This window comes from Pseudomonas sp. USHLN015 (genome assembly GCF_037153275.1).
Lineage (GTDB): Bacteria > Pseudomonadota > Gammaproteobacteria > Pseudomonadales > Pseudomonadaceae > Metapseudomonas > Metapseudomonas tohonis.
In genome coordinates this window covers 69,838-94,018 of the sequence record NZ_JBBCKP010000017.1, presented here as the reverse complement: position 1 = coordinate 94,018, position 24,181 = coordinate 69,838, and the positions used below count along the sequence as shown (strand labels likewise).

Annotated in this window: 21 protein-coding genes; 15 read left to right on the top strand and 6 right to left on the bottom strand. The window is 67.0% G+C overall.

The genetic code is table 11. From position 1 onward, the window contains the following. Nucleotides 1-4: 4 nt before the first annotated feature. From tssC to WFQ67_RS28250, 8 genes are all read left to right on the top strand, one after another. Nucleotides 5-1,501, top strand: a complete 1,497-nt coding sequence (tssC, locus tag WFQ67_RS28285; RefSeq protein WP_111264317.1) for a type VI secretion system contractile sheath large subunit — start codon at nucleotides 5-7, stop codon at nucleotides 1,499-1,501. A gap of 73 nt (nucleotides 1,502-1,574) precedes the next feature. Further along, nucleotides 1,575-2,063 (top strand): Hcp family type VI secretion system effector, encoded by a 489-nt coding sequence (locus tag WFQ67_RS28280; RefSeq protein ID WP_111264318.1) that lies wholly within the window; start codon nucleotides 1,575-1,577, stop codon nucleotides 2,061-2,063. 227 nt (nucleotides 2,064-2,290) lie between these two features. Then, nucleotides 2,291-3,076, top strand: coding sequence for a type VI secretion system accessory protein TagJ (locus WFQ67_RS28275; protein ID WP_213624933.1), 786 nt, complete (start codon nucleotides 2,291-2,293; stop codon nucleotides 3,074-3,076). Between the two features lie 2 nt (nucleotides 3,077-3,078). Beyond that, complete coding sequence (gene tssE / locus WFQ67_RS28270; RefSeq protein WP_213624934.1) at nucleotides 3,079-3,597, top strand: type VI secretion system baseplate subunit TssE; 519 nt, start codon at nucleotides 3,079-3,081, stop codon at nucleotides 3,595-3,597. Further along, nucleotides 3,594-5,453, top strand: a complete 1,860-nt coding sequence (gene tssF, locus WFQ67_RS28265; RefSeq protein ID WP_337058833.1) for a type VI secretion system baseplate subunit TssF — start codon at nucleotides 3,594-3,596, stop codon at nucleotides 5,451-5,453. Before tssE ends, tssF begins: the two co-directional genes overlap by 4 nt. Beyond that, nucleotides 5,417-6,445, top strand: coding sequence for a type VI secretion system baseplate subunit TssG (tssG, locus tag WFQ67_RS28260; protein ID WP_337058832.1), 1,029 nt, complete (start codon nucleotides 5,417-5,419; stop codon nucleotides 6,443-6,445). The genes tssF and tssG overlap by 37 nt, the downstream gene beginning before the upstream one ends. A gap of 115 nt (nucleotides 6,446-6,560) precedes the next feature. After that, complete coding sequence (gene tssH, locus WFQ67_RS28255; RefSeq protein WP_337058831.1) at nucleotides 6,561-9,260, top strand: type VI secretion system ATPase TssH; 2,700 nt, start codon at nucleotides 6,561-6,563, stop codon at nucleotides 9,258-9,260. Nucleotides 9,261-9,386: 126 nt separating this feature from the next. After that, a complete protein-coding gene (locus WFQ67_RS28250; RefSeq protein ID WP_442969636.1) occupies nucleotides 9,387-11,300 on the top strand; it encodes a type VI secretion system Vgr family protein in 1,914 nt (637 codons plus the stop codon). A gap of 376 nt (nucleotides 11,301-11,676) precedes the next feature. Here the strand turns inward: WFQ67_RS28250 and WFQ67_RS28245 are convergent, their stop codons facing one another. The 5 genes from WFQ67_RS28245 to WFQ67_RS28225 form a co-directional block, all read right to left on the bottom strand. After that, complete coding sequence (locus tag WFQ67_RS28245; RefSeq protein ID WP_213624939.1) at nucleotides 11,677-12,201, bottom strand: hypothetical protein; 525 nt, start codon at nucleotides 12,199-12,201, stop codon at nucleotides 11,677-11,679. Then, the gene (locus WFQ67_RS28240; RefSeq protein WP_111264326.1) at nucleotides 12,202-12,465 is read right to left on the bottom strand and encodes a hypothetical protein; all 264 of its coding nucleotides are present in this window, start codon (nucleotides 12,463-12,465) and stop codon (nucleotides 12,202-12,204) included. Between the two features lie 8 nt (nucleotides 12,466-12,473). After that, the gene (locus tag WFQ67_RS28235; RefSeq protein WP_213624940.1) at nucleotides 12,474-13,742 is read right to left on the bottom strand and encodes a PAAR domain-containing protein; all 1,269 of its coding nucleotides are present in this window, start codon (nucleotides 13,740-13,742) and stop codon (nucleotides 12,474-12,476) included. 46 nt (nucleotides 13,743-13,788) lie between these two features. Beyond that, complete coding sequence (locus tag WFQ67_RS28230; RefSeq protein WP_213624941.1) at nucleotides 13,789-14,223, bottom strand: DcrB-related protein; 435 nt, start codon at nucleotides 14,221-14,223, stop codon at nucleotides 13,789-13,791. A gap of 324 nt (nucleotides 14,224-14,547) precedes the next feature. Beyond that, nucleotides 14,548-14,976, bottom strand: a complete 429-nt coding sequence (locus WFQ67_RS28225) for a GTP pyrophosphokinase (RefSeq protein WP_337058830.1) — start codon at nucleotides 14,974-14,976, stop codon at nucleotides 14,548-14,550. A 370-nt stretch (nucleotides 14,977-15,346) separates the two neighbouring features. Between WFQ67_RS28225 and WFQ67_RS28220 the strand changes: the two genes are divergently transcribed. From WFQ67_RS28220 to WFQ67_RS28190, 7 genes are read left to right on the top strand one after another with little or no spacing between them, the layout of a single operon-like run. Then, complete coding sequence (locus WFQ67_RS28220; RefSeq protein WP_175384257.1) at nucleotides 15,347-17,572, top strand: type VI secretion system Vgr family protein; 2,226 nt, start codon at nucleotides 15,347-15,349, stop codon at nucleotides 17,570-17,572. A 28-nt stretch (nucleotides 17,573-17,600) separates the two neighbouring features. Next, nucleotides 17,601-18,047 (top strand): DUF6484 domain-containing protein, encoded by a 447-nt coding sequence (locus WFQ67_RS28215; protein ID WP_173178647.1) that lies wholly within the window; start codon nucleotides 17,601-17,603, stop codon nucleotides 18,045-18,047. Nucleotides 18,048-18,060: 13 nt separating this feature from the next. After that, nucleotides 18,061-19,161: a DUF2169 family type VI secretion system accessory protein gene (locus tag WFQ67_RS28210; RefSeq protein WP_213624943.1), complete on the top strand. Its 1,101-nt coding sequence runs from the start codon at nucleotides 18,061-18,063 to the stop codon at nucleotides 19,159-19,161. After that, nucleotides 19,161-20,198: a hypothetical protein gene (locus WFQ67_RS28205; protein WP_213624944.1), complete on the top strand. Its 1,038-nt coding sequence runs from the start codon at nucleotides 19,161-19,163 to the stop codon at nucleotides 20,196-20,198. The genes WFQ67_RS28210 and WFQ67_RS28205 overlap by 1 nt, the downstream gene beginning before the upstream one ends. Continuing rightward, nucleotides 20,198-21,289 (top strand): PAAR-like domain-containing protein, encoded by a 1,092-nt coding sequence (locus WFQ67_RS28200; protein WP_213624945.1) that lies wholly within the window; start codon nucleotides 20,198-20,200, stop codon nucleotides 21,287-21,289. Before WFQ67_RS28205 ends, WFQ67_RS28200 begins: the two co-directional genes overlap by 1 nt. Before the next feature lie 17 nt (nucleotides 21,290-21,306). Then, on the top strand, nucleotides 21,307-22,200 hold the full coding sequence (locus WFQ67_RS28195) for a hypothetical protein (protein ID WP_337058829.1): 894 nt from the start codon (nucleotides 21,307-21,309) through the stop codon (nucleotides 22,198-22,200). 45 nt (nucleotides 22,201-22,245) lie between these two features. Further along, nucleotides 22,246-23,490: a TIGR02270 family protein gene (locus WFQ67_RS28190; protein ID WP_213624948.1), complete on the top strand. Its 1,245-nt coding sequence runs from the start codon at nucleotides 22,246-22,248 to the stop codon at nucleotides 23,488-23,490. Between the two features lie 12 nt (nucleotides 23,491-23,502). On the opposite strand, the gene WFQ67_RS28185 is transcribed toward WFQ67_RS28190, so the two are convergent. After that, on the bottom strand, nucleotides 23,503-24,162 hold the full coding sequence (locus WFQ67_RS28185) for a TetR family transcriptional regulator (RefSeq protein WP_173178653.1): 660 nt from the start codon (nucleotides 24,160-24,162) through the stop codon (nucleotides 23,503-23,505). Between the last annotated feature and the right edge of the window lie 19 nt (nucleotides 24,163-24,181).

Below are 24,181 nucleotides of genomic sequence, written 5' to 3'. Positions count from 1 at the left end.
CCAGATGGCCGAGTTGATGACCGACGCCGCGCCCCAGGCCGGCGAAGCGACCGAGCAGACCAGCGAGTTCGCCTCCCTGCTGCTGCAGGAGTTCAAACCCAAGACCGATCGCGCCCGTGAAGCGGTGGAAACCGCCGTGCGCACCCTCGCCGAGCATGCGCTGCAGCAGACCAGCCTGATCTCCAACGATGCGATCAAGTCGATCGAATCGATCATCGCTGCGATCGACGCCAAGCTCACCGAGCAGGTCAACCTGATCATGCACCACCCGGACTTCCAGCAACTGGAAAGCGCCTGGCGTGGCCTGCACTACCTCGTCAACAACACCGAGACCGACGAGCAACTGAAGATCCGCGTGCTGAACATCTCCAAGGGCGAGCTGCACAAGACCCTGAAGAAGTTCAAGGGCACCGCCTGGGACCAGAGCCCGATCTTCAAGAAGCTCTACGAAGAGGAATACGGCCAGTTCGGTGGCGAGCCCTACGGCTGCCTGGTGGGCGACTACTACTTCGACCAGTCGCCGCCGGACGTGGAGCTCCTGGGCGAGATCGCCAAGGTCTCCGCTGCCATGCACGCGCCCTTCATCTCCGCCGCCTCCCCCACCGTGATGGGCATGGGTTCCTGGCAGGAGCTGTCCAACCCGCGTGACCTGACCAAGATCTTCACCACCCCGGAATACGCCGGCTGGCGTTCGCTGCGCGAGTCCGACGACGCGCGCTACATCGGCCTGACCATGCCGCGCTTCCTGGCCCGCCAGCCCTACGGCGCCAAGACCGACCCGGTGGAAGAGTTCGCCTTCGAGGAAGACACCGCCGGCGCCGACAGCAGCAAGTACACCTGGGCCAACTCGGCCTATGCCATGGCGGTCAACATCAACCGCTCGTTCAAGCTCTACGGCTGGTGCTCGCGCATCCGCGGCGTGGAGTCCGGCGGCGAGGTGCCGAACCTGCCGGCGCACACCTTCCCCACCGACGACGGTGGCGTGGACATGAAGTGCCCGACCGAGATCGCCATCTCCGACCGCCGCGAGGCCGAGCTTGCGAAGAACGGCTTCATGCCGCTGCTGCACAAGAAGAACACCGACCTGGCGGCCTTCATCGGCGCCCAGTCGCTGCAGAAGCCGGCCGAGTATGACGACCCGGACGCCACCGCCAACGCCAACCTGGCCGCACGCCTGCCGTACCTGTTCGCCACCTGCCGCTTCGCGCATTACCTCAAGTGCATCGTTCGCGACAAGATCGGCTCGTTCAAGGAGAAGGACGACATGCAGCGCTGGCTGCAGGACTGGATCCTCAACTACGTCGACGGCGACCCCGCTCACTCCACCGAGACCACCAAGGCGCAGCACCCGCTGGCAGCCGCCGAAGTGGTGGTCGAGGAGATCGAGGGCAACCCGGGCTATTACAGCTCGAAGTTCTACCTGCGCCCGCACTACCAGCTCGAAGGGCTGACCGTGTCGCTGCGCCTGGTATCCAAGCTGCCTTCGGCCAAGGGGGCCTGAGGCGCGTCACTTTAAGCGCCTGCCAGGTGGCGGGCGCGTCTGACAAGGTGGCGAAAGCCACGAAGGAGGAAACATGGCTGTAGATATGTTCATCAAGATCGGCGACGTCGAAGGTGAGTCCGCCGACAAGACCCACGGCAAGGAAATCGACGTGCTGGCCTGGAGCTGGGGCATGTCCCAGTCCGGCAACATGCACCAGGGCGGTGGCGGCGGCGCCGGCAAGGTGAGCGTGCAGGACCTGTCGCTGACCAAGTACATCGACAAGTCGTCCCCGAACCTGATGATGGCCTGCTCCAGCGGCAAGCACTACCCGGAAGCCAAGCTGACCATCCGCAAGGCTGGCGGTGAGTCGCCGGTCGAGTACCTGATCATCACCATGAAAGAAGTGCTGATCTCCTCCGTGAGCACCGGTGGCAGCGGTGGCGAGGATCGCCTGACCGAGAACGTCAGCCTGAACTTCGCCCAGGTCCAGGTCGACTACCAGCCGCAGAAAGCCGACGGCGCCAAAGACGGCGGCCCGGTCAAGTACGGCTGGAACATCCGCGAGAACGTCAAGATCTGATGCTCTCCCATCCGGGCCTGCGCAAGCGGGCCCGGATGCGTTCCACCCCCACCCTCCTGCGGACCGACCATGGCCAGACCCACCCCCGATAAACACGCAGCGGCCGTCACCCCGTCGGTTGCCCGTGACGCTGCCCAGTGGAGCCCCGGGCGGGCCCCAGCGGAGAGCGCCACACCGAGCCCCTCCCTCCCCTCCCTTCGCGCAGCCCGGCTGCAGGCAGGACGACCATGACCGCCGAAGAACTACTGCGCGCAGGACGCGCCGACGAAGCCCTGAAATCCTTGCAGGACCAGGTGCGTGCCCAACCTTCCAACGCCGAGCTGCGGGTCTTCCTGTTCCAGCTGCTGGCGGTGCTCGGCCAGTGGAGCCGCGCGCAGAACCAGTTGAAGGTCGCCGGCGAGCTGGATGCCAGCACCCTGGCGATGGTGCAGACCTACCGCACCGCCCTGGAGTGCGAGGCCCTACGCGCCGAGGTGTTCGCGGGCCGCCTGACGCCCGTGGTGCTGGGCGAGCCCGCCGAGTGGGTGGCGCCGCTGATCCAGGCGCTCAAGCATGATGCCGACGGCCAGCACGAGGCCGCGCAGGCCCTGCGCGATGCCGCCTTCGAAGCCGCGCCCGCCGTGGCCGGCACCCTCAACGAGCAGCCCTTCGAATGGTTCGCCGACGCCGACCCACGGCTGGGCCCGGTGCTCGAGCTCATCGTCAATGGCCGCTACGTGTGGCTGCCGATGCACAACATCCAGAGCCTGGTCACCGAGGCACCCACCGACCTGCGCGACCTGGTCTGGCTGCCGGTGGAAGTCACCCTGGTCAACGGCGGTGCCACCGTGGGCCTGATCCCCAGCCGCTACCCGGGCAGCCAGGACGACGCCGACGGCGCCATCCGCCTGGGCCGCAAGACCGATTTCCTGGAAGACGGCCGCCCCCTCGGCCAGCGCCTGTTCGTCACCGACCAGGGCGACACCGCGCTGTTCGAACTGCGCAGCCTCGCCTTCGGGCATCCGGAGGCCTGAGCATGGCCGAGCTGACGCTGCAGGAACGTCTGCAACCCTCCCTCCTGGACCGGTTGACCGACGAGGACCCGAGCAACGCCAAGGAGAGCGTCGACAAGCGCGTGCTCTCCCTGTCCCAGCTCAAGGCGTCCGTCCTGCGCGACCTGGCCTGGCTGTTCAACACCATCGCGCCGCTCGACAGCGAGACCTCCGGCGAGATCCAGGCCGGCAACTCGGTGGTCAACTACGGCCTGCCGCCGCTGGCCGGGCACACCGCCTCCAGCGTCGACGTGCAGGCCATCGAGGCCCTGCTCACCGAGACCATCGCCGACTACGAGCCGCGCATCATCCGATCCACCTTGCGCGTCCGCGCCCAGCTGGCAGCCGACCAGATGAACCACAACGCCCTGTCCTTCGAGATCGAAGGCGACCTCTGGGCCGAGCCCGTGCCCCTGCGCATGCTCCTCACCACCGACCTGGACCTGGAGACCGGACACGTGCAGATCGTCCCCGCCGACCACCTGCGGAAGCGCAACAAATGAACCCGCGGATGCTCGAGTACTACAACCAGGAGTTGCAGCACATTCGCGAGAGCGCGGCGGAATTCGCCGGCGAATACCCCAAGATCGCCAGCCGCCTGACCCTCTCCGGCATCGACTGCGCCGACCCCTACGTCGAGCGCCTGCTGGAAGGCTTCGCCTACCTCACTGCGCGGGTGCAGCTGAAACTCGACGCCGAGTACCCGACCTTCACCCACAACCTGCTGGAGATCGCCTACCCGCAGTACCTGGCGCCGACGCCGTCGATGACCGTGGTGCAGCTTCAGTCCGACCCCAACGAGGGCTCGCTGGCCAGTGGCTTCACCGTGAAGCGCAACGCCTCCCTGCGCGGATTGCTGGGCACCGACGAGCAGACCGCCTGCGAGTACCGCACCTCCCAGCCGGTAACGCTGTGGCCGCTGGAAGTGACCAAGGTCGAATACTTCGGCAACCCCGCTTCGGTGCTCGGTCGCCTCGCCGCCTCCGAACCCACGGCCAAGGCCGCGCTGCGCCTGCGCCTGCGCACCGGCGCCGGACTGCCCTTCAGCGCCCTGCCCCTGGAGAGCCTTTCGTTCTACCTGCACGGCGCCGACGAGCAACCCTTCCGCCTCTACGAACAGTTGCTGGGCAACGCCTGCGCCGTGTTCGTCCAAGCCCCTGGTGGCGACTGGGTCGAGCGCCTGCCGCCGGAGAGCCTGCGCCCGCGCGGCTTCGATGACGAGGACGCGGTCCTGCCGGTGGTGCCCCGCGCCTTCCAGGGCTACCGCCTGCTGCAGGAATACTTCGCCCTGCCCAACCGCTTCCTCTTCATCGACATCGCCAACCTGCGCCGCCCCGTGCAGCGCTGCGCCGGCCAGGAACTCGACGTCATCGTGCTGTTCAACCGCCTCGATCAGAGCCTGGAAGGCAGCATCGGCAACGATCAGTTCAAGCTGTTCTGCACACCGGCGGTGAACCTGTTTCCACGACGCGCCGACCGCATCCACCTGAGCGACCGCGTGCACGAGCACCAGGTGATCGTCGACCGCACCCGCCCGCTGGACTTCGAAGTGCATTCGCTCACCGAGGTCAGCGGCCACGGCGCCGGCCCCGAGCAGCCGTTCCAGCCCTTCTATGCCGTGCGCGACCCCTCGCGCTACGGCCGCGAGCAGGCCTGGTACACGGTGCGCCGCGAGCCCCGCGTGCTCTCCAGCAAGCAGCGCCGCAAGGGCCCGCGTTCCACCTACATCGGCAGCGAGACCTTCGTGTCCCTGGTGGATGCCAACCAGGCGCCCTACCGCCATGACCTTCGCCAGCTGGGCATCGGCGCGCTGTGCACCAACCGCGACCTGCCGCTGTTCATGCCGGTGGGCAACGGCCGCAGCGACTTCACGCTGGAAGACAGTGCCCCGGTGCTGTCCGTGCGCTGCCTGGCCGGCCCGAGCCGCCCACGCGCCAGCCGCGCCCACGACGCCAGCGCCTGGCGGCTGATCAGCCAGCTGTCGCTCAACTACCTGTCGCTGAGCCAGGAAGGCCAGGGTGCCGCCGCGCTGCGCGAACTGCTGCGCCTGTACGGCGACCCCACCGACCCGGCGCTGCAGATGCAGATCGAAGGCCTGCGCCAGGTCACCAGCAAACCCTGCACGCGGCGCCTGCCGATGCCCGGCCCCATCGTCTTCGGTCGTGGCCTGGAAATCGGCCTGGAGTTCGACGAGAACGCCTTCCGCGGCACCGGTGTGTTTCTCCTGGGCGCGGTGCTGGAGCGCTTCCTGACACGCTATGTGTCGATCAACAGCTTCACCGAGACGGTGATGCGGACCACTGAACGGGGCGAGGTGATGCGATGGCGGGCGAAGCCCGGACGCCGTCCGAATCTGTGAGCACCCTCGCGGCCATGGAGACCGCGCCCTGGAACTACGACTTCTTCCAGGCGCTGCGCCGCATCGAGTGCGAATTCCCCGAGCGCCCGCGCCTGGGGCATTCCGTGCGCCTGGCCGATGACCCGCTGCGCCTGGGACAGAAGCCCGACTGCGGTTTCGCCCCCTCGACCCTGGCCAGCGTCGAGCACAACCCCGACGGCACCCCGCGCATCGAGCAGTACTTCTTCGGCCTCACCGGCCCCAACGGCCCGCTGCCGCTGCACCTGACCGAATACGCCCGCGAGCGCCAGCGCAACAACGCCGACGCCACCTTCAAGCGCTTCCTCGACGTCTTCAACCACCGCCTGCTGACCCTGTTCTACCGCGCCTGGGCCGAAGCACGCCCGACCGTGAGCCAGGACCGCCCCCAGGACGACTACTGGTCGCCGCGCCTGGGCGCCCTCTCCGGCCGTGGCATGGAAAGTCTCATGGGCCAGGGCCCGATCGACGACGCCGCGCGCTACTACTTCACCGGCCACCTGGCGGCGCAGACCCGCTACCCGGACGGTCTGCGCAGCATCCTCTCGGAGTTCTTCGGCGTCCCCGTGGCCATCGAGGAATACGTCGGCCAATGGCTGGAGCTGCCCGAGTTCAGCCGCCTCGGCGCCCAGGCCAGCACCCTGGGCACGGACCTGTGCCTGGGCACCCACGTGTGGGATCGCCAGCACAAGTTCCGCATCCGCATCGGCCCGCTGGACCTGTCGCAGTACCAGCGCTTCCTGCCCGGCGGCGAGCTGTTCCACGAGCTGGCCGCGTGGGTCGCCGAGTACCTGGGCGAGGAGCTGGACTGGGACAGCAACCTGGTGCTCAAGCGCGAGGAAGTCCCCTCCATGACCCTGGGCGGCAACGACCGCCTGGGCCTCAATACCTGGCTGGGCAAGCCCGCCGAGGACGCCGACGACCTGCTGCTGGCGGTGAGCCACCTGAACCACGGTACGGAGGCGCGCGCCTGAGCGCACGCCACCGCTACCCACAGATAGAAAACAACACGAAGCGCATGGAGCGCTTCAGACAGGACCAACCACACGGCCATCACTGCAAGCGTGCCGTCAGGAAAAGGAGAGCAAGATGAGCGAAATCAGTCGTGCCAAGCTGTTCGGGAAGCTGAACAGCCTCGCCTACAAGGCGATCGAAGCGGCCACGGTGTTCTGCAAGCTGCGTGGCAACCCCTACGTCGAGCTGGTGCACTGGTTCCACCAGATCCTGCAACTGCAGGACTCCGACCTGCACCAGATCATCCGCCAGTTCAACATCGAGCCGGCTCGCCTGGCCAAGGACATCACCGAGGCGCTGGATCGCCTGCCCCGTGGCTCGACCTCGATCACCGACCTGTCTTCCCATGTCGAGGAATCGGTGGAGCGCGGCTGGGTCTACGGCAGCCTGATGTTCGGCGAAAGCCAGGTGCGCACCGCCTACCTGGTGGTCGGCATCCTCAAGACCCCGAGCCTGCGCCACGCGCTGAGCGCCATCTCCCGCGAGTTCGACAAGGTCAAGGTGGAAACCCTGATCGAGCGCTTCGACGAGATCGTCGGCAACTCCCCGGAGAATGCCCTGACCGCCACCGACGGCTTCAACGCCGGCGCCGCCCCGGGCGATGCCAGCGGCGCCATGGCCCCGGCGGCCATGGGCAAGCAGGAAGCCCTCAAGCGCTTCACCGTCGACCTCACCGAGCAGGCCCGCAGCGGCAAGCTGGACCCCATCGTCGGCCGTGACGACGAGATCCGCCAGTTGGTGGACATCCTCATGCGTCGCCGCCAGAACAACCCGATCCTCACCGGCGAGGCCGGCGTGGGCAAGACCGCGGTGGTGGAAGGCTTCGCCCTGCGCATCGTCGCCGGCGACGTGCCGCCCTCGCTGAAAGACGTCGAGCTGCGCGCCCTGGACGTGGGCCTGCTGCAGGCCGGCGCCAGCATGAAGGGCGAGTTCGAGCAGCGCCTGCGCCAGGTGATCGAGGACGTACAGAGCTCGCCCAAGCCGATCATCCTGTTCATCGACGAAGCCCACACCCTGGTCGGTGCCGGTGGCGCCGCCGGCACGGGCGATGCCGCCAACCTGCTCAAGCCGGCCCTGGCGCGCGGCACCCTGCGCACCGTCGCGGCCACCACCTGGGCCGAGTACAAGAAACACATCGAGAAGGACCCCGCCCTCACCCGCCGCTTCCAGGTGGTGCAGGTGGACGAGCCCTCCGAGCACCGCGCCATCCTGATGATGCGCGGCGTCGCCTCGACCATGGAGAAGCACCACCAGGTGCAGATCCTCGACGAGGCGCTGGAGGCGGCGGTCAAGCTGTCCCATCGCTACATTCCCGCACGCCAGCTGCCGGACAAGTCCGTGAGCCTGCTGGACACCGCCTGCGCCCGCGTCGCCATCAGCCTGCACGCCGTGCCGGCCGAGGTGGACGACAGCCGCCGCCGCATCGAGGCATTGGAGACCGAGCTGGCCATCATCGGCCGCGAGCACGCCATCGGCGTCGCCATCGGCAGCCGTCGCACCGACGTCGACAGCGCGCTGGCCGAGGAGCGCGCCCGCCTGGCCGAGCTGGAGTCCCGCTGGAACGAAGAGAAGGCCCTGGTCGACGAGCTGCTGGCCACCCGTGCCAGCCTGCGCGCCGCCGCCGAGCCGGTGGACGGCACCAGCCGCGAGGCCGGCGCCGACGCCCCGGGCCTGAGCGAGGACGAACTGAACGGCCTGCGCACCAGGCTGGCCGACCTGCAGCAGCGCCTCACCGCGCTGCAGGGCGAGACGCCGCTGATCCTGCCGACCGTGGACTACCAGGCCGTGGCCTCGGTGGTCGCCGACTGGACCGGCATCCCCGTGGGCCGCATGGCGCGCAACGAGATCGAGACCGTGCTCAACCTGGGCACCCACCTGAAGAAGCGCATCATCGGCCAGGACCATGCCCTGGAAATGATCGCCAAGCGCATCCAGACCTCCCGCGCGGGGCTCGACAACCCGAGCAAGCCGATCGGCGTGTTCATGCTCGCGGGCACCTCGGGCGTCGGCAAGACCGAAACCGCGCTGGCCCTGGCCGAGGCCATGTACGGCGGTGAGCAGAACGTCATCACCATCAACATGAGCGAGTTCCAGGAAGCGCACACCGTCTCCACCCTCAAGGGTGCCCCGCCCGGCTACATCGGCTACGGCGAGGGCGGCGTACTGACCGAGGCGGTACGGCGCAAGCCCTACAGCGTGGTGCTGCTGGACGAGGTGGAGAAGGCCCACCCGGACGTGCACGAGATCTTCTTCCAGGTGTTCGACAAGGGCGTGATGGAAGACGGCGAAGGCCGGGTGATCGACTTCAAGAACACCCTGATCCTGCTCACCACCAACGCCGGCACCGACCTGATCGCCAGCCTGTGCAACGACCCCGAGCTGATGCCCGAACCCGAGGGCATCGCCAAGTCGCTGCGCGAGCCGCTGCTGAAGATCTTCCCGCCGGCGTTGCTCGGCCGCCTGGTGACCATCCCCTATTACCCGCTGACCGACGAGATGCTGAAAAGCATCACCCGTCTGCAGCTGGGCCGCATCAAGAAGCGCGTTGAGGCCTCGCACAAGGTGCCCTTCGACTTCGACGACAAGGTGGTGGACCTGGTGGTCTCGCGCTGCACCGAGACCGAGAGCGGTGGCCGCCAGATCGACGCCATCCTCACCAACAGCATGCTGCCGGACCTCTCCCGCGAGTTCCTCGGCCGCATGCTGGAAGGCCGCAAGGTCGAGAAGGTGACGGTGGGCGCCGAGAACGGCGAGTTCACCTACAGCTTCGATTGAAGCGATGCGGCGCGTCCCACGACGGGGCGCGCCGCCTGAATGTGGAAGGTTCCGGCGCGTCGGAACCCGGCAGTGACGCGCACAGCGCTAAGGACGTGTGGGATGGCGATTTCGCAACGGGCACGCATGGCCAAGGTCAGCAGCCCGCTGGGCGGCGATGCATTGCTGCTGGACAGGCTGGATGGCCATGAGGAGCTGGGACGGCTCTTCGACTACGAGCTGAACCTGATCTCGGAAGATCACTCGATCCAGCTCGATGCCCTGCTGGGCAAGCCCATGGGCGTTTCGCTGGAGCTGCCCGACGGCAGCCAGCGCTACTTCCATGGCATCGCCAGCCGCTGCAGCCAGACTGCCGGCAGCGGCCAGTTCGCCGGCTACCACGTGAGCCTCAAGCCCTGGCTCTGGTTGCTGTCGCGCACCTCCGACTGCCGCATATTCCAGAACAAGACGGTGCCGGACATCATCAAGCAGGTGTTCCGCGACCTCGGCTTCTCCGACTTCGAGGACGCCCTTACCCGCACGTACACCGAGTGGGAATACTGCGTCCAGTACCGCGAGACCAGCTTCGAGTTCGTCAGCCGCCTGATGGAACAGGAAGGCATCTACTACTACTTCCGCCACGAGCAATCGCGCCATGTGCTGGTGCTCTCCGATGCCTATGGCGCCCACTCGCCGGTGGCGGGCTACGGCACGGTTCCCTTCTACCCGCTCGCGGACCAGATGCGCGAGCGCGACCACATCTACGACTGGTACCTGGCCCGCGAGGTGCAGCCCGGCTCCCTGGCGCTCAACGACTACGACTTCCAGCGCCCCAGCGCCCACCTCCAGGTGCGCTCCACCGTCAGCCGCGCCCACAGCAACGCCGAGCTCCCGTTGTACGACTACCCCGGCGAATACACCCAGAGCCAGGATGGCGAGCAGTACGCACGCAACCGCATCGAGGCGATCCAGACCCAGTACGAGCGCGTGCACCTGCGCACCAACGCGCGCGGCCTGGGCTCGGGGCACCTGTTCAAGATGAGTGGCTACCCGCGCGCCGACCAGAACCGCGAGTACCTGATCGTCGGCGCCCGCTACCAGGTCAGCCAGGAGAGCTACGAGAGCGGCTCCGCCGGCGGCCCGTTGCAGTTCGAAAGCGCGCTGGACTGCATCGAGGCGCGCCAGCCCTTCCGCCCGATGCCCACCACCATCAAGCCCATCGTCCAGGGCCCGCAGACGGCCATGGTCGTCGGCCCCAAGGGCGAGGAGATCTGGACCGACCAGTACGGCCGGGTGAAGGTGCACTTCTACTGGGACCGGCATGACCAGTCCAACGAGAACAGCTCCTGCTGGATCCGCGTATCACAGGCCTGGGCCGGCAAGAACTGGGGCTCGGTGCAGATCCCGCGCATCGGCCAGGAAGTGATCGTCAGCTTCCTCGAGGGCGACCCCGACCGCCCGATCATCACCGGCCGCGTGTACAACGCCGAGCAGACCGTGCCCTACGAGCTGCCCGCCAACGCCACCCAGAGCGGCACCAAGAGCCGTTCCAGCAAGGGCGGCACGCCGGCGAACTTCAACGAGATCCGCATGGAGGACAAGAAGGGCGCCGAGCAGCTGTACATCCATGCCGAACGCAACCAGGACATCGCCGTCGAGCACGACGAATCCCACTGGGTCGGCCACAACCGCACCAAGAGCGTGGACAACGACGAGCTGGCACGCATCGGCCAGGACCGCACCCGCGCGGTGAAGCGCAACGACACCCTGATGGTGGGCGGCGCCAAGGCCGACAGCGTGAGCACCCAGTACCTGATCGAGGCCGGCGCGCAGATCCGCCTGGTGTGCGGCAAGAGCGTGCTGGAGTTCAACGCCAGCGGCGAGATCAACATTTCCGGCACCGCGTTCAACCTCTACGCCAGCGGCAACGGCGCCATCGACACCGGCGGTCGCCTCGACCTCAACTCCGGCGTCGCCAGCGAGGTTCCGAGCAAGGGCAAGGGCATCAAGGGCACCATCGACGCCATGGTCAAGGCACTGTTCCCGCCGCCCAAGGCCTGACCGCCCTGCCAGGCTGAAAGGGGCGCTTCTGGCTGCCCCACCCGCCTTGGCTCATAGGGTTTCGGGGTGCGCGTGACGTTCTCGGTGCGCGCAGCACACCCTACGGGCGGAGTTCGGTTCACGGGGTGGGCCGCGATATCCCAAGGCCGCCCCTGCAGGATCGAACTCACTTGCGATGCGGTGCCGCTGGCCGCTCAACGATGCCCTCGCCGCGTAGGGTGGACCCCGCTCCATCGGTCCACCTTGCGTGCTCGCCGGCCACTCCGCTGGTGGATGGAAAAAGCGCCATCCACCCTACCAAGGTGCCACGGCACGGCGCCTGGGTTGGCGATGGTGCAGGGGCGAATTCATTCGCCCAAGGGCAACGGCGGTGCCCTCAGGCATTGGCCGGCACGAAGTCCGGGCCACCGAGCTTGTCGCGCACGGTGACGGCGGTGCGCAGCAGCGGGGTCCACATGCCGTCGGGGCTGTTCCAGGCGGCGCCGGCCCAGCGGGTATCGGCTTGCAGGGCGGCCTTGCTGGCTTCCAGCTGGCGTTGCAGGGCCACCGCCACCCCGCTCATGTCCACCTCGAACAGATCGCCATAGGGGCCTTCCGGCTGGGCGCGTTTCTTCGCCAGGCAGAAGCGGTAGTACCAGACCCAGTCATGGGCCAGGTAGATGGCGCGGTTGCGGTCCGGGTAGGTGGCGAGGATCTTGAGCAACGCCGCGACGAAGCGCTGGGGGAAGGCCGGGTCGCGGGTCTCGCGCCAATAGGGCACCACCCGTTGGTCGAAGGCGGCGACCACGTTCTGCGGCTCGTCGTTGTCGCTGCGCGCTTCGAGGAAATAGAACGGCTCGCCCACCAGGAAGCGGTCCAGTTCGTCGTTGGCCAGGGCGAGACGAAGCGAACCCTGAACCATCTAGATCGCGGTACCGCGAAGCTTGCCCGGCTTGACTATCAGGAGGTCGTCCATTTCGCGGTTCTTGCACCGGCGGGCGAATTCGATTGCAGCTTCGACATCGTTCTCGAGCAGGTCGAAGGTCGCCTTGTTGACCTCGTAATACTCTTCGTAGTCGACCAGACCATTGCTCACGGGGATGGACAGGAACAGGCGCCCCGACTCTTCTTCGATACCCAGGGAAAACCGGTACTCCCGGCTGACGAACAAATCGGTGAATTTCATCGTTACCTCTATAGATCCAAGGGTATCCAGTTGAACTCGCTGGGGCTGATGCTGCCAGCGTCGATTACGGCTTCGGTGTTGCCATTGGGCAGCTTGCCGCCCGGTATCCAGAATTCGTTGGCCCCCGCCTCGTTGCCCGACGGTATGCGCAGGTTGAGCTTGCCCGGCTCCGGAATGTCGACCCGGACCAGGCTGTTGCTTTCGAGGAAGTCCTTCGGCAGGCCCAGGGCCTCTTCCATGGCGCGCTTGTTGCCCTTGGTGGAGGCCAGCAATTGGTCGGCTTCGTGCTTGGGCATTATGAACGAGGTGCCATCGCGCTGGGCGATCCCGTATTTGTCGAGGTTCGCCTTGGTCATGAAGCGCGAGGCGCCCTTGTCGAACTGCCCCAGGTGCTGGGACACGTATTCCGGCGTCAGGTAATCCGTGGCGGGAGGGCGCGAATTCTTGGGAATGGCGAGGATGTCCGCCTCGCTGAAACCCGGCTTGAACTTGGGTACTTCGGCTGCCGGGCGGCCCAGGCGCGCCATCTTCGGCCCCAGGCCGAGCATCGCCATGCCGGCCACGCCCTGCAGCAGGTCGCGGTAGCCGGGGCCCAGGCGGTCGCCCAGGTCACCCAGCAGCTCCATGCCGCCGAAGATGGCGCCGCCGACGAGCACGGTAGTGGCCAGCGCGGCCAGGCCGGCCATGGCCGCGACCACAAGGCCGACGCCCAGTGCGGCCAGGCCCAGGGCCTCGAGCCCCGTATGCATCCAGCCCTCGATGTCCAGCACGAAGGCGACCCGCTCGGTGGGGCCGCCGATGAAGGTGTTCTCGCTGCCGCTCTTGATGTGCGCGCCACAGACCATCTTGCTGGTGATGCGCGCCGCCGGCTTGCCGTTGATGTAGACGGTGGCGCTGCCCTCGGCGATGGTCACCTCGAACGGCCAGATGGGGTGGTTGCACGGCAGGCCGCTGCAGGAGGACGAGGCATCCTCCCCCGCACGCATGGAGGCACGGAGGTTGATGAAGACGTTCGGGCTGCCCCGTATCAACGCCCCCGTCGTCGGCTCCGGCAGGTTGAAAATGGTGTTCAGGCCCTTGAGGATCTGGAACATCGAGAGGCCGCCGCCGGCGATGGAACCGGCCATCACCGCCAGGGCCACGCCGCCGGTGGCTGCCGTGGCGGCGATCACCGCCGCGCCGATCAGCGCCCCCGCCACCGCGCCGGCCACCATGGCCGCCACGCCGAATCCGTGGGCTATCTCGTCGCCTAGGCGTGCCGCTGCCTGTGCATCCATGAGGTACGTCTACGTCCTTGCTGCGGGGCGCCTCGCGGCGCTCGGATCAGGCTGCCGGGGGCAGCGGTTTGAAGGTCTGCATCGCCTGTTTCCAGGCCGGCTCGTGGTAAGGCAGGTCCTGGGGCGTGGTGGTCAGGGTGGCGATCAGCACCAGGGCGCGGTGTTCGATGAACACCTGGCGCAGCATCAGCTGGCGCCCTTCGCGCTGCCAGGTGTAGTCCAGCAGCACCGCGGGCGAGCCCTGGATGTTGATGTCCCACTGCTTGATCAGGGCGAAGCCCGGCAACTGCTGGCGGGCGTTGGCTACCTGCTGGGCGATGTAGTCGGCGAAGGGCGCATCGCCCTTGCTGGGGTCGCGACTGATGACGAAGCTGGCTTCCTTGGCGGGCCCGGTGGCGGGCAGCTTGAAGATGTTGATGCTCTGGTCCTGCCAGGAGTCCGGAATATCCAGATCCGCCTCGTGGAGTCGGTAGAGAGTCACTGCTGAAGGCCTTCCCTAGTCTGTATCGCGCATGAGCGGGTCGTCGAATACCTCGCCGCGCCCCGGGGGTGCGTGTTCGACAACCGGTGAGGCGAAAAATTTTCGGGGAACGCGAAACAAACATCAAGGAGCAAGGCCGCTGGATATGCCCCAGGTCTCGATTTATGTGCGTGTCGTTCAGTGGGTCCCCGCGTTCGCGGGGATGACGAGGCGCGGCAAGCGCCCCGCCGTACCGTCACCCTGCGTCCGCGATGAGAAGCGATAGGTGCTGGAGGTCTTTTCGCGAATGAATTCGCTCCTACAACTCGTCCCGGAATCGCGAGATCAGCCCTGAGCCTCCAGCACCTGCAACGCCCGGTGGTACTTGGCCACCCGCGCCAGGTCCCTGTCGTCCAGCTGCGGCAGACGCGAGACGTCGAGGTTGTCGCGGATGTCGGCGAGCTTGACCCGGCGGGCCAGCGGGTTGGGGCGGATGCGCTCGATGAAGGCCTCGTAGCCTTCGCCCTCGCGCTTGCTCAGGCAGTCGATGGCGGCCAGCACCGGTTCGGGGATGCCGAGGGCGCGCAGGTCATCGAGGGTTACGCCTCCGTCTTCCACCACGTCGTGGAGCACCGCGACCATCTGCGACTCGGCGTCGTCGAAGCGCAGCATCAGGCGCAGGGGGTGGAGGATATAGGCCTTGCCGGCCTTGTCCCGCTGGCCGGCGTGCATACGGCAGGCCAGCGCGATGGCACGTTCGAGGGTGTCGTTCATGGGGGCTCCAGGGCTCGGGCAGGCGGCGAGCATAGCACCGGCCCTCACCCACCCGGCCGTTGCGAATGTGAACCCCGTCCAGAAGTGGCGACGCCGGCGCTCGCTCGCTCATCCGCTCTCTGGACAGCGGAGCCGCTCTGCACTACAACAATCGCCGGCGAGAATCCTGCCGCCCGATCGGCAAGGTTGTTTCCCGTCACCCCGAATGGATTCGCGGATATCGGAAAAAGCGCCCGGGACGAGCGTCGTCTGCTAATACTTCGACCCAGGTTTCCCCGGAAATCCCGGCCTGCCCGCCCCGCGTCGATCCCCTGGCGCCGGCCCGTTGGCGGTTCGCTCCGATCCCAGTGGTACACGAGGCAAGGACAGCATGGCAATCACACAACAGGCCCGCATGGCCAAGGTCAGCAGCCCGCTCGGGCCCAACGTCCTGGTCCTTGACCGGCTCGATGGCCATGAGGAACTGGGGCGGCTCTTCGACTACGAGCTGAGCCTGGTTTCGGAAAACTACGCCATCAAGCTCGACGCCCTGCTGGGCAAGCCCATGGGCGTTTCCCTGGAGCTGCCCGACGGCAGCCAGCGCTACTTCCACGGCATCGCCTGCCGCTGCAGCCAGACCGCCGGCACCGGCCAGTTCGCCGGCTACCAGATCAGCCTGCGCCCCTGGTTCTGGCTGCTGTCACGCACCTCCGACTGCCGCATATTCCAGAACAAGACGGTGCCGGACATCATCAAGCAGGTGTTCCGCGACCTCGGCTTCTCCGACTTCGAGGATTCGCTGTCACGCTCCTACCGCGAGTGGGAGTACTGCGTGCAGTACCGCGAGACGAGCTTCGAATTCGTCAGCCGCCTGATGGAACAGGAAGGCATCTACTACTACTTCCGCCACGAAAAGGAGCGCCACGTGCTGGTGCTCTCCGATGCGTATGGCGCGCACAAGTCGGTGGCCGACTACGCCTCCGTGCCCTACTACCCGCTCGAAGACCAGATGCGCGAGCGCGACCACATCTATGACTGGCACCTGGCCCGCGAGGTGCAGCCCGGCTCCCTGGCGCTCAACGACTACGACTTCCAGCGCCCCAGTGCGCGCCTGGAAGTGCGCTCCACCGTCTCCCGCCCGCACAGCAACGCCGAGCACCCGCTGTACGACTACCCGGGCGAGTACGTGCAGAGCAAGGACGGCGAGCAGTACGCACGCAACCGCATCGAGGCGATCCAGACCCAGTACGAGCGCGTGCACCTGCGCACCAACGCGCGCGGCCTGGGCTCGGGGCACCTGTTCAAGATGACCGGCTACCCGCGCGACGACCAGAACCGCGAATACCTGATCGTCGGCGCCCGCTATTCCATCAGCCAGGAAAGCTACGAGAGCGGCGCCACCGGCGGCGTGCTGCAGTACGAAAGCGCCCTGGACTGCATCGAGGCCTCCCAGGCCTTCCGCCCGATGCCGACCACCATCAAGCCCATCGTCCAGGGCCCGCAGACCGCCATGGTCGTCGGCCCCAAGGGCGAGGAGATCTGGACCGACCAGTACGGCCGGGTGAAGGTGCACTTCTATTGGGACCGCCACGACCAGTCCAACGAGAACAGCTCGTGCTGGATGCGTGTGTCCCAGGCCTGGGCCGGCAAGAACTGGGGCCATATCCAGATCCCGCGCATCGGCCAGGAAGTCATCGTCAGCTTCCTCGAGGGCGACCCCGACCGCCCGATCATCACCGGCCGCGTCTACAACGCGGAGCAGACCGTGCCCTACGAGCTGCCCGCCAACGCCACCCAGAGCGGCACCAAGAGCCGCTCCAGCAAGGGCGGCACGCCGGCGAACTTCAACGAGATCCGCATGGAGGACAAGAAGGGCGAGGAACAGCTCTTCATCCACGCGGAGAAGAACCAGGACATCGAGGTCGAGAACGACGAGACCCACTGGGTTGGCCACGACCGCACCAAGACCATCGACCACGACGAGACGGTGCACGTGAAGCACGACCGCACCGAGACCGTGGACAACAACGAGACCATCACCATCGGCGTCGACCGCACCGAGAAGGTCGGCAACAACGAGAAGATCACCATCGGCGTCAACCGCACCGAGGACGTCGGCAGCAACGAGACCATCACCATCGGCGCCAACCGCACCGAGAAGGTCGGCAGCAACGAGAACATCACCATCGGCAGCAACCGCACCGAGAGCGTGGGCAGCAACGAGAACATCACCATCGGCAGCAACCGCACCGAAAGCGTGGGCAGCAACGAGAACATCACCATCGGCGCCGACCGCACCGAGAGCGTGGGGGCCAACGAGCAGGTGGACATCGGCAGCAACCAGACCACCAGCATCGGCAAGAACGAGTCGCGCAGCATCGGCCAGAACCGCAGCACCGACGTCGGCCAGAACGACAGCGTCGACATCGGCAAGAGCTTCTCGCTCAACGCCGGCGACTCCATCAGCCTGGTCACCGGCTCCGCCAGCATCACCATGAAGAAGGACGGCACCATCGTCATCCGTGGCAAGAACATCACCATCGACGGCTCCGGCGCGATCAACATCAAGGCCAGCAGCAACGTCGTGGTCAAGGGTCAGAAGATCCTGCAGAACTGAGCCCGCGCTCGGTCAGGGAGTACAGAGCATGACAGTCCAGATCCACACCCCCGCCGCCACCCGCCTCGACGGCGTGGTGATCGGCATCCTCCTCGACGTGCCCGAGGCCTCCAGCCCGGTGGTGGCCTTCCCCGGCTGCCCGTCGGAGACCGGCATCGCCGCGACCACCACCACGGTGCTCGCCCGCGAGGACATCGGCACCCAGGTGGCGCTGATGTTCGTCGGCGGCGACCCCGCCCTGCCCCTGGTGATCGGCCGCATCCAGCGCCTGCCGGAGACCCGCAGGGAGCCGGCGGTGGCGCACATCGACGGCGAGCGCCTGGAGTTCTCGGCCGAGCGCGAGATCGTCCTGCGCTGCGGCAAGGCCAGCATCACCCTGACCCGCGAAGGCAAGGTGCTGATCAAGGGCGCCTACCTGTCCAGCCGCTCCTCCGGGGTCCACCGCATAAAGGGCGGTTCGGTGCAGATCAACTGACAGAGCCGCATACATGGAATTGCTCAACGCCACCCGCCTGACGGCCGCCTACACCCAGGGCCTGGCCCCCGACGGGCGCGAGTCCCTGGTGGTGGTCGCCAAGGGCACCTTCGACCTGCCGCTCGATGGCAGCGAGGCGCGCCTGGCCGAGGTCCAGCGCCCGCTGCTGATGGCCGACGAATACGTCGGCGAACCCGGCCTCTCGGCACCGCGCCAGGAAATGGACTTCGCCCCGGTCAAGCCCTTCTGCGACGTGCTGGTGATGGGCAAGGCCCACGCTCCCAACGGCCGCCCCGCCACCCAGATCACCGCCGGCATCCGCGTCGGCCGGGTCAGCAAGGCCTTCAGCGTGCTCGGCCCGCGCCAGTGGCAGCCGGGCATGCTCGGCGCCAGCCCCGGCGTCCCGCAGCCCTTCCTCGAGCAGGACATCGGCTACGCCCACGCCTTCGGTGGCCGCCACGCCATGGCCGACCGCCCGGACTTCGCCGAGACCTACCTGCCCAACCCGGCCGGCATCGGCTGGTACCCCAGGAGCGCCGGCACCGCCGGGATCGTCGGCATGCCCATGCCCAGCACCGAAGCCCTGGGCCAGCCCATCGACAGCCCGCACGGCGACTTCACCCCCATGGCCCTCGGCCCCATCGGCCGACACTGGCCGCCGCGCATCGGCTACGCCGGCACCTATGACGAGGCCTGGCTGGCCGACCACTTCCCCTTCCTGCCGCCGGACTTCGACACCCGCTACTACCAGGCCGCCCCGCCGGACCAGCAGACCGAGCACCTGCAAGGCGGCGAGGACGTGCTGCTGCTCAACCTGACCCGGCAGGAGCGCGCCGGCTTCAAGGTGCCGAGGATGCAGGTGCCGGTGACCTTCTTCCTGAAGAAGGGTGGCCACGAGACGGTGCAGGCGGTGATCGACACGCTGGTAGTGGACACCGACGCCGGCAAGGTCGAGATCACCTGGCGCGCGAGCCGGGCATTGAGGCGGAACATGTTCGAGGTGGAGCAGTTGCTGGTCGGTTCACGTTCCCGTGCATGGTGGCGGGCGCGGGAGCTTGGAAAGACCTACTACCCGTCCCTGGCCATGCTGCGACACAAGGAAGTCAACCCGTGATGCAGGCACTCAGTATCAAGGGCGTCGGGATGGTCACGGCCGTCGGTCATGACGCCCTGTCCACCTGTGCAGCGATACGCTGCGCCATCGACAACTTCCAGGACACCCGCTTCCTCGACAAGGGCGGCGAGTGGCTGGTCGGCTCCAGCGTGCAGCTCGAAGAGGCCTGGCGCGGCCAGACCAAGCTGGTGAAGATGGCGGCCAGGGCCGTGGCCGAAGCGATCGCCTCCACGCCTGGCCTGGATCCCGCCAAGACCCCGTTGCTGCTCTGCATTGCCGAAGAAGACCGGCCCGCCCGACTCGCCGATCTCGGCCCGCGCCTGATTCGCGGCATCCAGGAAGAGCTGGGGGTGGAATTCCATGCCGATTCGAGCTTCATCGCCCGCGGCCGGGTCGGTGCGGCGGTGGGGCTGCTCAATGCGCGCAAGCTGATCCATGAACTCGGCCACCGCCATGTGCTCATCGCGGGCGTCGACTCGTTTCTCAACGCCCCGGTCATGGAGGCCTATGAACGACGTGATCGCCTGCTCACCAGCCTCAACTCCAACGGCTTCATCCCGGGCGAAGGCGCCGCTGCGGTGAGCCTCTGCGCCCCGGTCGCCGAAGACCAGCCCCAACTGGTCTGCACGGGCCTGGGGTTCGGCATGGAGCCGGCCACAGTCGAATCGCTCGACATCCCCCTGCGCGCGGATGGCCTCACCCAGGCCTTGCGCGCCGCACTGCAGGAATCAGGTTCCAGCATGGAGTCCTACGACTACCGCCTCACCGATCTATCGGGGGAGCAGTACTACTTCAAGGAAGCCTCCCTCGCGCTCAGCCGCAACCTTCGGGTACGCAAGGAGTTCTTCGACCTCTGGCATCCCGCCGACTGCATCGGTGAATGCGGCGCGGCGATAGGCCCGGCGATGCTGGCGCTGGCGCACTCCGCCAGTCGCAAGGGCTACGGCCCCGGCAACAACATCCTCTGCCACCTGGGCAACGATGCCGGCCAGCGCGCGGTCGCCCTGCTCAGCTATCAACGCGTGAGGGCCGCCTGATGGCCAACCAGGTCTACGCGAACAACATGGAGGTCTCGTGCAAGGCGGCCGACGGCAAGTCCGTGGCCTGTTTCCCCGACGTCTGCTTCACGCCTCCGCAGGCGCCTCCCACCCCCACCGGCGTGCCCATCCCCTACCCCAACACCGGGATGGCCAAGGACACCACCAACGGCACCCGGACGATCAAGATCTCCGGCCAGGAAGTGATGCTCAAGAACAAGAGCTACTTCAAGACCAGCTACGGCGACGAGGCGGGTTGCGCCCCCAAGAAAGGCGTGGTCACCAGCAAGATCAAGGGCAAGGTCTACTTCACCGCCTGGTCGATGAACGTGAAGTTCGAAAGCCTCAACGTCGTGAGGATGATGGACCTGACCACCCACAACCATGCCTCCTTCCCCGGCAACACGCCCACCTGGCCCTACATCGACGAGGTGGCCACGGGCGCGCCGGGCAAGGGGTGCGAGGACGAGCGCAAGAACGTCAAGGACAAGTGCTCCGGGGACCACGACAAGGACTGCAAAGACGACGCCTGCCAGAACGCCAAGAAGTGCATGCTGGTGCCCTACACCGCACGGTCGACGGAAAACCAGACCGGCTGCTGCGAAGGCGAGACCCCGCACCACCTCGTGGAAGTCCACTGCTTCACCGAGGCCGGCGGAAGGAAGGAAAAGACCCGCCTGAGCGGCTTCAGCGCATACGACGATACACGGGCGCCCTGCGTGTGCGTCACGGGGTCACGCTATACCGATACCCACGGCAACATGCACGCCATCCAGAACACGGCCGAGAAAGGCTACATGGTGCCGGAGAGCGCCGGCGGGGCCAGGTCGCAGATGGGCGGCAAGGACAACGCCTGGAACTACGGCGCCGCGAAGAAGACCGGGATCTTCGCCCACCAGAAGACCTTCCCCACCTCCGGCAAGGACGGCAAGCCCTGCAGCGAAGCCTGCCTGGAGGCCCAGCTCGACAACTACCACAAGCAGGTCGGCGTGAAGAACAACGATACGCCGCTGCGCGCGGACCGTTCGCCGCTCAAGGACGAGCAGAAGGAATGGGGCGCCAAGCAGCTCGAATCGATGGATGACGATTGAAGAGTGATGTGAACAGCATGAACAACGGAAACGTAACCTTTGCCAAATGCTCGATAGTCCGGCGCGACCTGGTGTTCATCAGCGCCCAGGTCACCGAGCTGAACGAACGCAACGTCGATCACACCAAGGTGCTCCGCTGGAAGGACGGTGCCTTCGTGCACTTCATGATCGACTGGGCCACCACCGCGATCAGCGCGACGACGCCCCCCCTGACCCTGCTTTCGATGGGGCTCGATGGCGACATCCACGTCTTCCAGGGCTCCAACAGGACCACCGAGCGCATCGTGGGCCCCGGCGATTTCGGCCCACTGCGCGACATGCGCCTGATCGCCGGCGCGCACTATGCCGCGGGCATGCAGCGCCAGGTGTATCGACGCAACGACGACGGCAGCTGGCAATCCATCGCCGACGCCATCCTCAACCGCGAGGGCATCAAGGGTTTCAACGCCATCGACGGCTTCGCGGCCACCGAGCTGTACACAGTGGGCATGGACGGCGAGATCTGGCTATTCGACGGCCAGCGCTGGCAGGCCCTGGAAAGCCCGACCTCCGTGGCACTGCAAGGCGTGCACTGCAGCGACGATGGAACGGCTTATATCGTCGGCCAGGCGGGCGTCGTGCTTTTCGGTCGAGGGGACCAATGGGACTTCATCGACCTCGGTGACTTCAGCGAAGACCTGTGGGGGGTGCAGACCTTCGACGGGACCCTGTTCGTCGCGTCCTCCAAGGGCGTCTACCGGATCGTCGACGGCGAGCTGAAGAAAGCCGATATCGGCTCGGTCGGCACGGGCTCGGCGTCCTACCTCACCAAGGGGGACGGCGTGCTCTGGTCCGTTGGCAACCGGCACCTCGCCTATACCGCCGACGGCGAGAACTGGACGGTCGTGGATTATGACGATGCCAGCTACTGATACTCACATCGCCTTTTTCCCGGTACTCCCGAGCGCGGTGCGCGCATGAACCAGCCCGTCTTGCGCGTCCTCGAGCAGCACGCCGAAGAGGCCGGCTTCCTCGCCGGCCTGCGCGACTATGCCGTGCGCGCGCCACACTACGACCTCAAGCACCTGCAGACCCTGGATGGCCGCATCGAGGCGCACCTGGACGGGCTGCTGATCGCCGGGCTCAAGGGCCTGGACCTGTTGCTCAAGGAGCTGCATCCGCTGGCCACCGGCGAGGTCTTCGCCGCCACCGCGCTGGCCTTCCTGGCCGGCAACGGCCCGGCGCTGTCCACCCTCGCCGAGCACCTGCGCAAGGCGCCCGACGGCGAGCGGGCCTTCACCGCCGCCCTCGGCTGGCTGGAGTGGGAAAAGGTCGAGCCCTGGATCGAACGCCTGCTCTCATCCCAGGAACCGCTGTTCCGCCGCCTGGGCCTGGCCGCCTGCGGCATGCACCGCCGCGACCCGGGCCCCGCGCTAATCGCCGGGCTCTCCCATGCCGACCCGGGCGTGCTGGCCCGTGCCGCGCGCACCGCCGGCGAGCTGCGCCGGCGCGACCTGATGCAGACCATCCGCGCCCACCGCCTGCATGCCGACGAGGCGGTGCGCTTCTGGGCCAACTGGGCGACGGTGCAGATGGGTGACGAAGAGGCCCTGGGCCCGTTGCGCCTGCTGGCCGAACAGCAGGGCGTGTTCCGCCTGCGGGCACTCGATACCCTGCTCTGCTGGCAACCTCGCGAAGCCAGCATCGCCTGGCTGCGCGGGCTGATGCAGAGCCCCGAGCACCGGCGCCTGGTGATCCAGGCCACCGGCCTGTTCGGCGACCCGGTGACGGTGCCCTGGCTGATCCAGCAGATGCGCGAGCTGCCCTATGCCCGCGTGGCCGGCGAAGCCTTCACCCTGATCACCGGGGCGGACCTGGCCGAGCTGGACCTGGAGCTGAAGGTGCACCCCGACTACGACGCCGGGCCCACGGATGACCCCGAGGACCCGAACGTGGAGATGGACCCGGACACCGACCTCGCCTGGCCGGACCCGGCGCGGGTGGAAGGCTGGTGGCAAGCCAACCAGGAGCGCTTCACCAGGGGCAGCGGCTACCTGCTGGGCCAACCCCTGAGCGAAGCACGCTGCCTAGAAGTGCTGCGTACCGGCTACCAGCGCCAGCGCATCGCCGCCGCCTGCGCCCTGGCCCGCTACATCCCGACCCGACCGCTGTTCCCCACCAGCGCCCCGGCCTTGCGCCAGCGCCAGCTGCTGGGCGCCTGACCCCACACGGGGTCAGGCCTTCAGGAAGCGCAGGATCGATTCGACGATCATTTCCTTGTGACGCGCCTTCACATCGGCCTCGTTGAGGTCGATGGCGAAGATCGCGCCCAGGGTGTGGCGGTTGGAAACGCGGTAGAAGCAGAACGACGACATCAGCAGGTGCACGTCCATGGCCTGCACACCGGCCCGGAAGGCACCCGCCTCGACGCCACGCCGGAGGATGTCGTCGAGGCTGGTGAGGATGGTGACGTTCAGCGAACCGATGGCATCGGACTCGCGGATGTACTGCCCGTGCTGGATGTTCTCGATGCTGACGATGCGCACGAAGTCGACGTTGCGGTCGTGGTGGTCGAAGGTGAACTCGACCAGGCGGCGGATCGCCTCGCGCGGTTCCAGCTCCGCCAGGTGCAACTGCGCCTCGGTGTGGCGGATGTCGCCGTAGAGCTTCTCCAGCACCCGCAGGTAGAGCTGCTCCTTGCTCTCGAAGTAGTAGTAGATCATCCGCTTGGACGTCTGGGTGCGCTCGGCGATGGCATCGACGCGGGCACCGGAGAGGCCCTGCTGGACGAATTCGACGACGGCCGCCTGGAGGATGTTCTCGCGGGTCTTCTCCGGGTTGTTCTTGCGGCTCTTGCGGGGTGTCTCGACGGGCAGATCAGCGGTGATGGTCATACGGGACTCAAGCCAATGC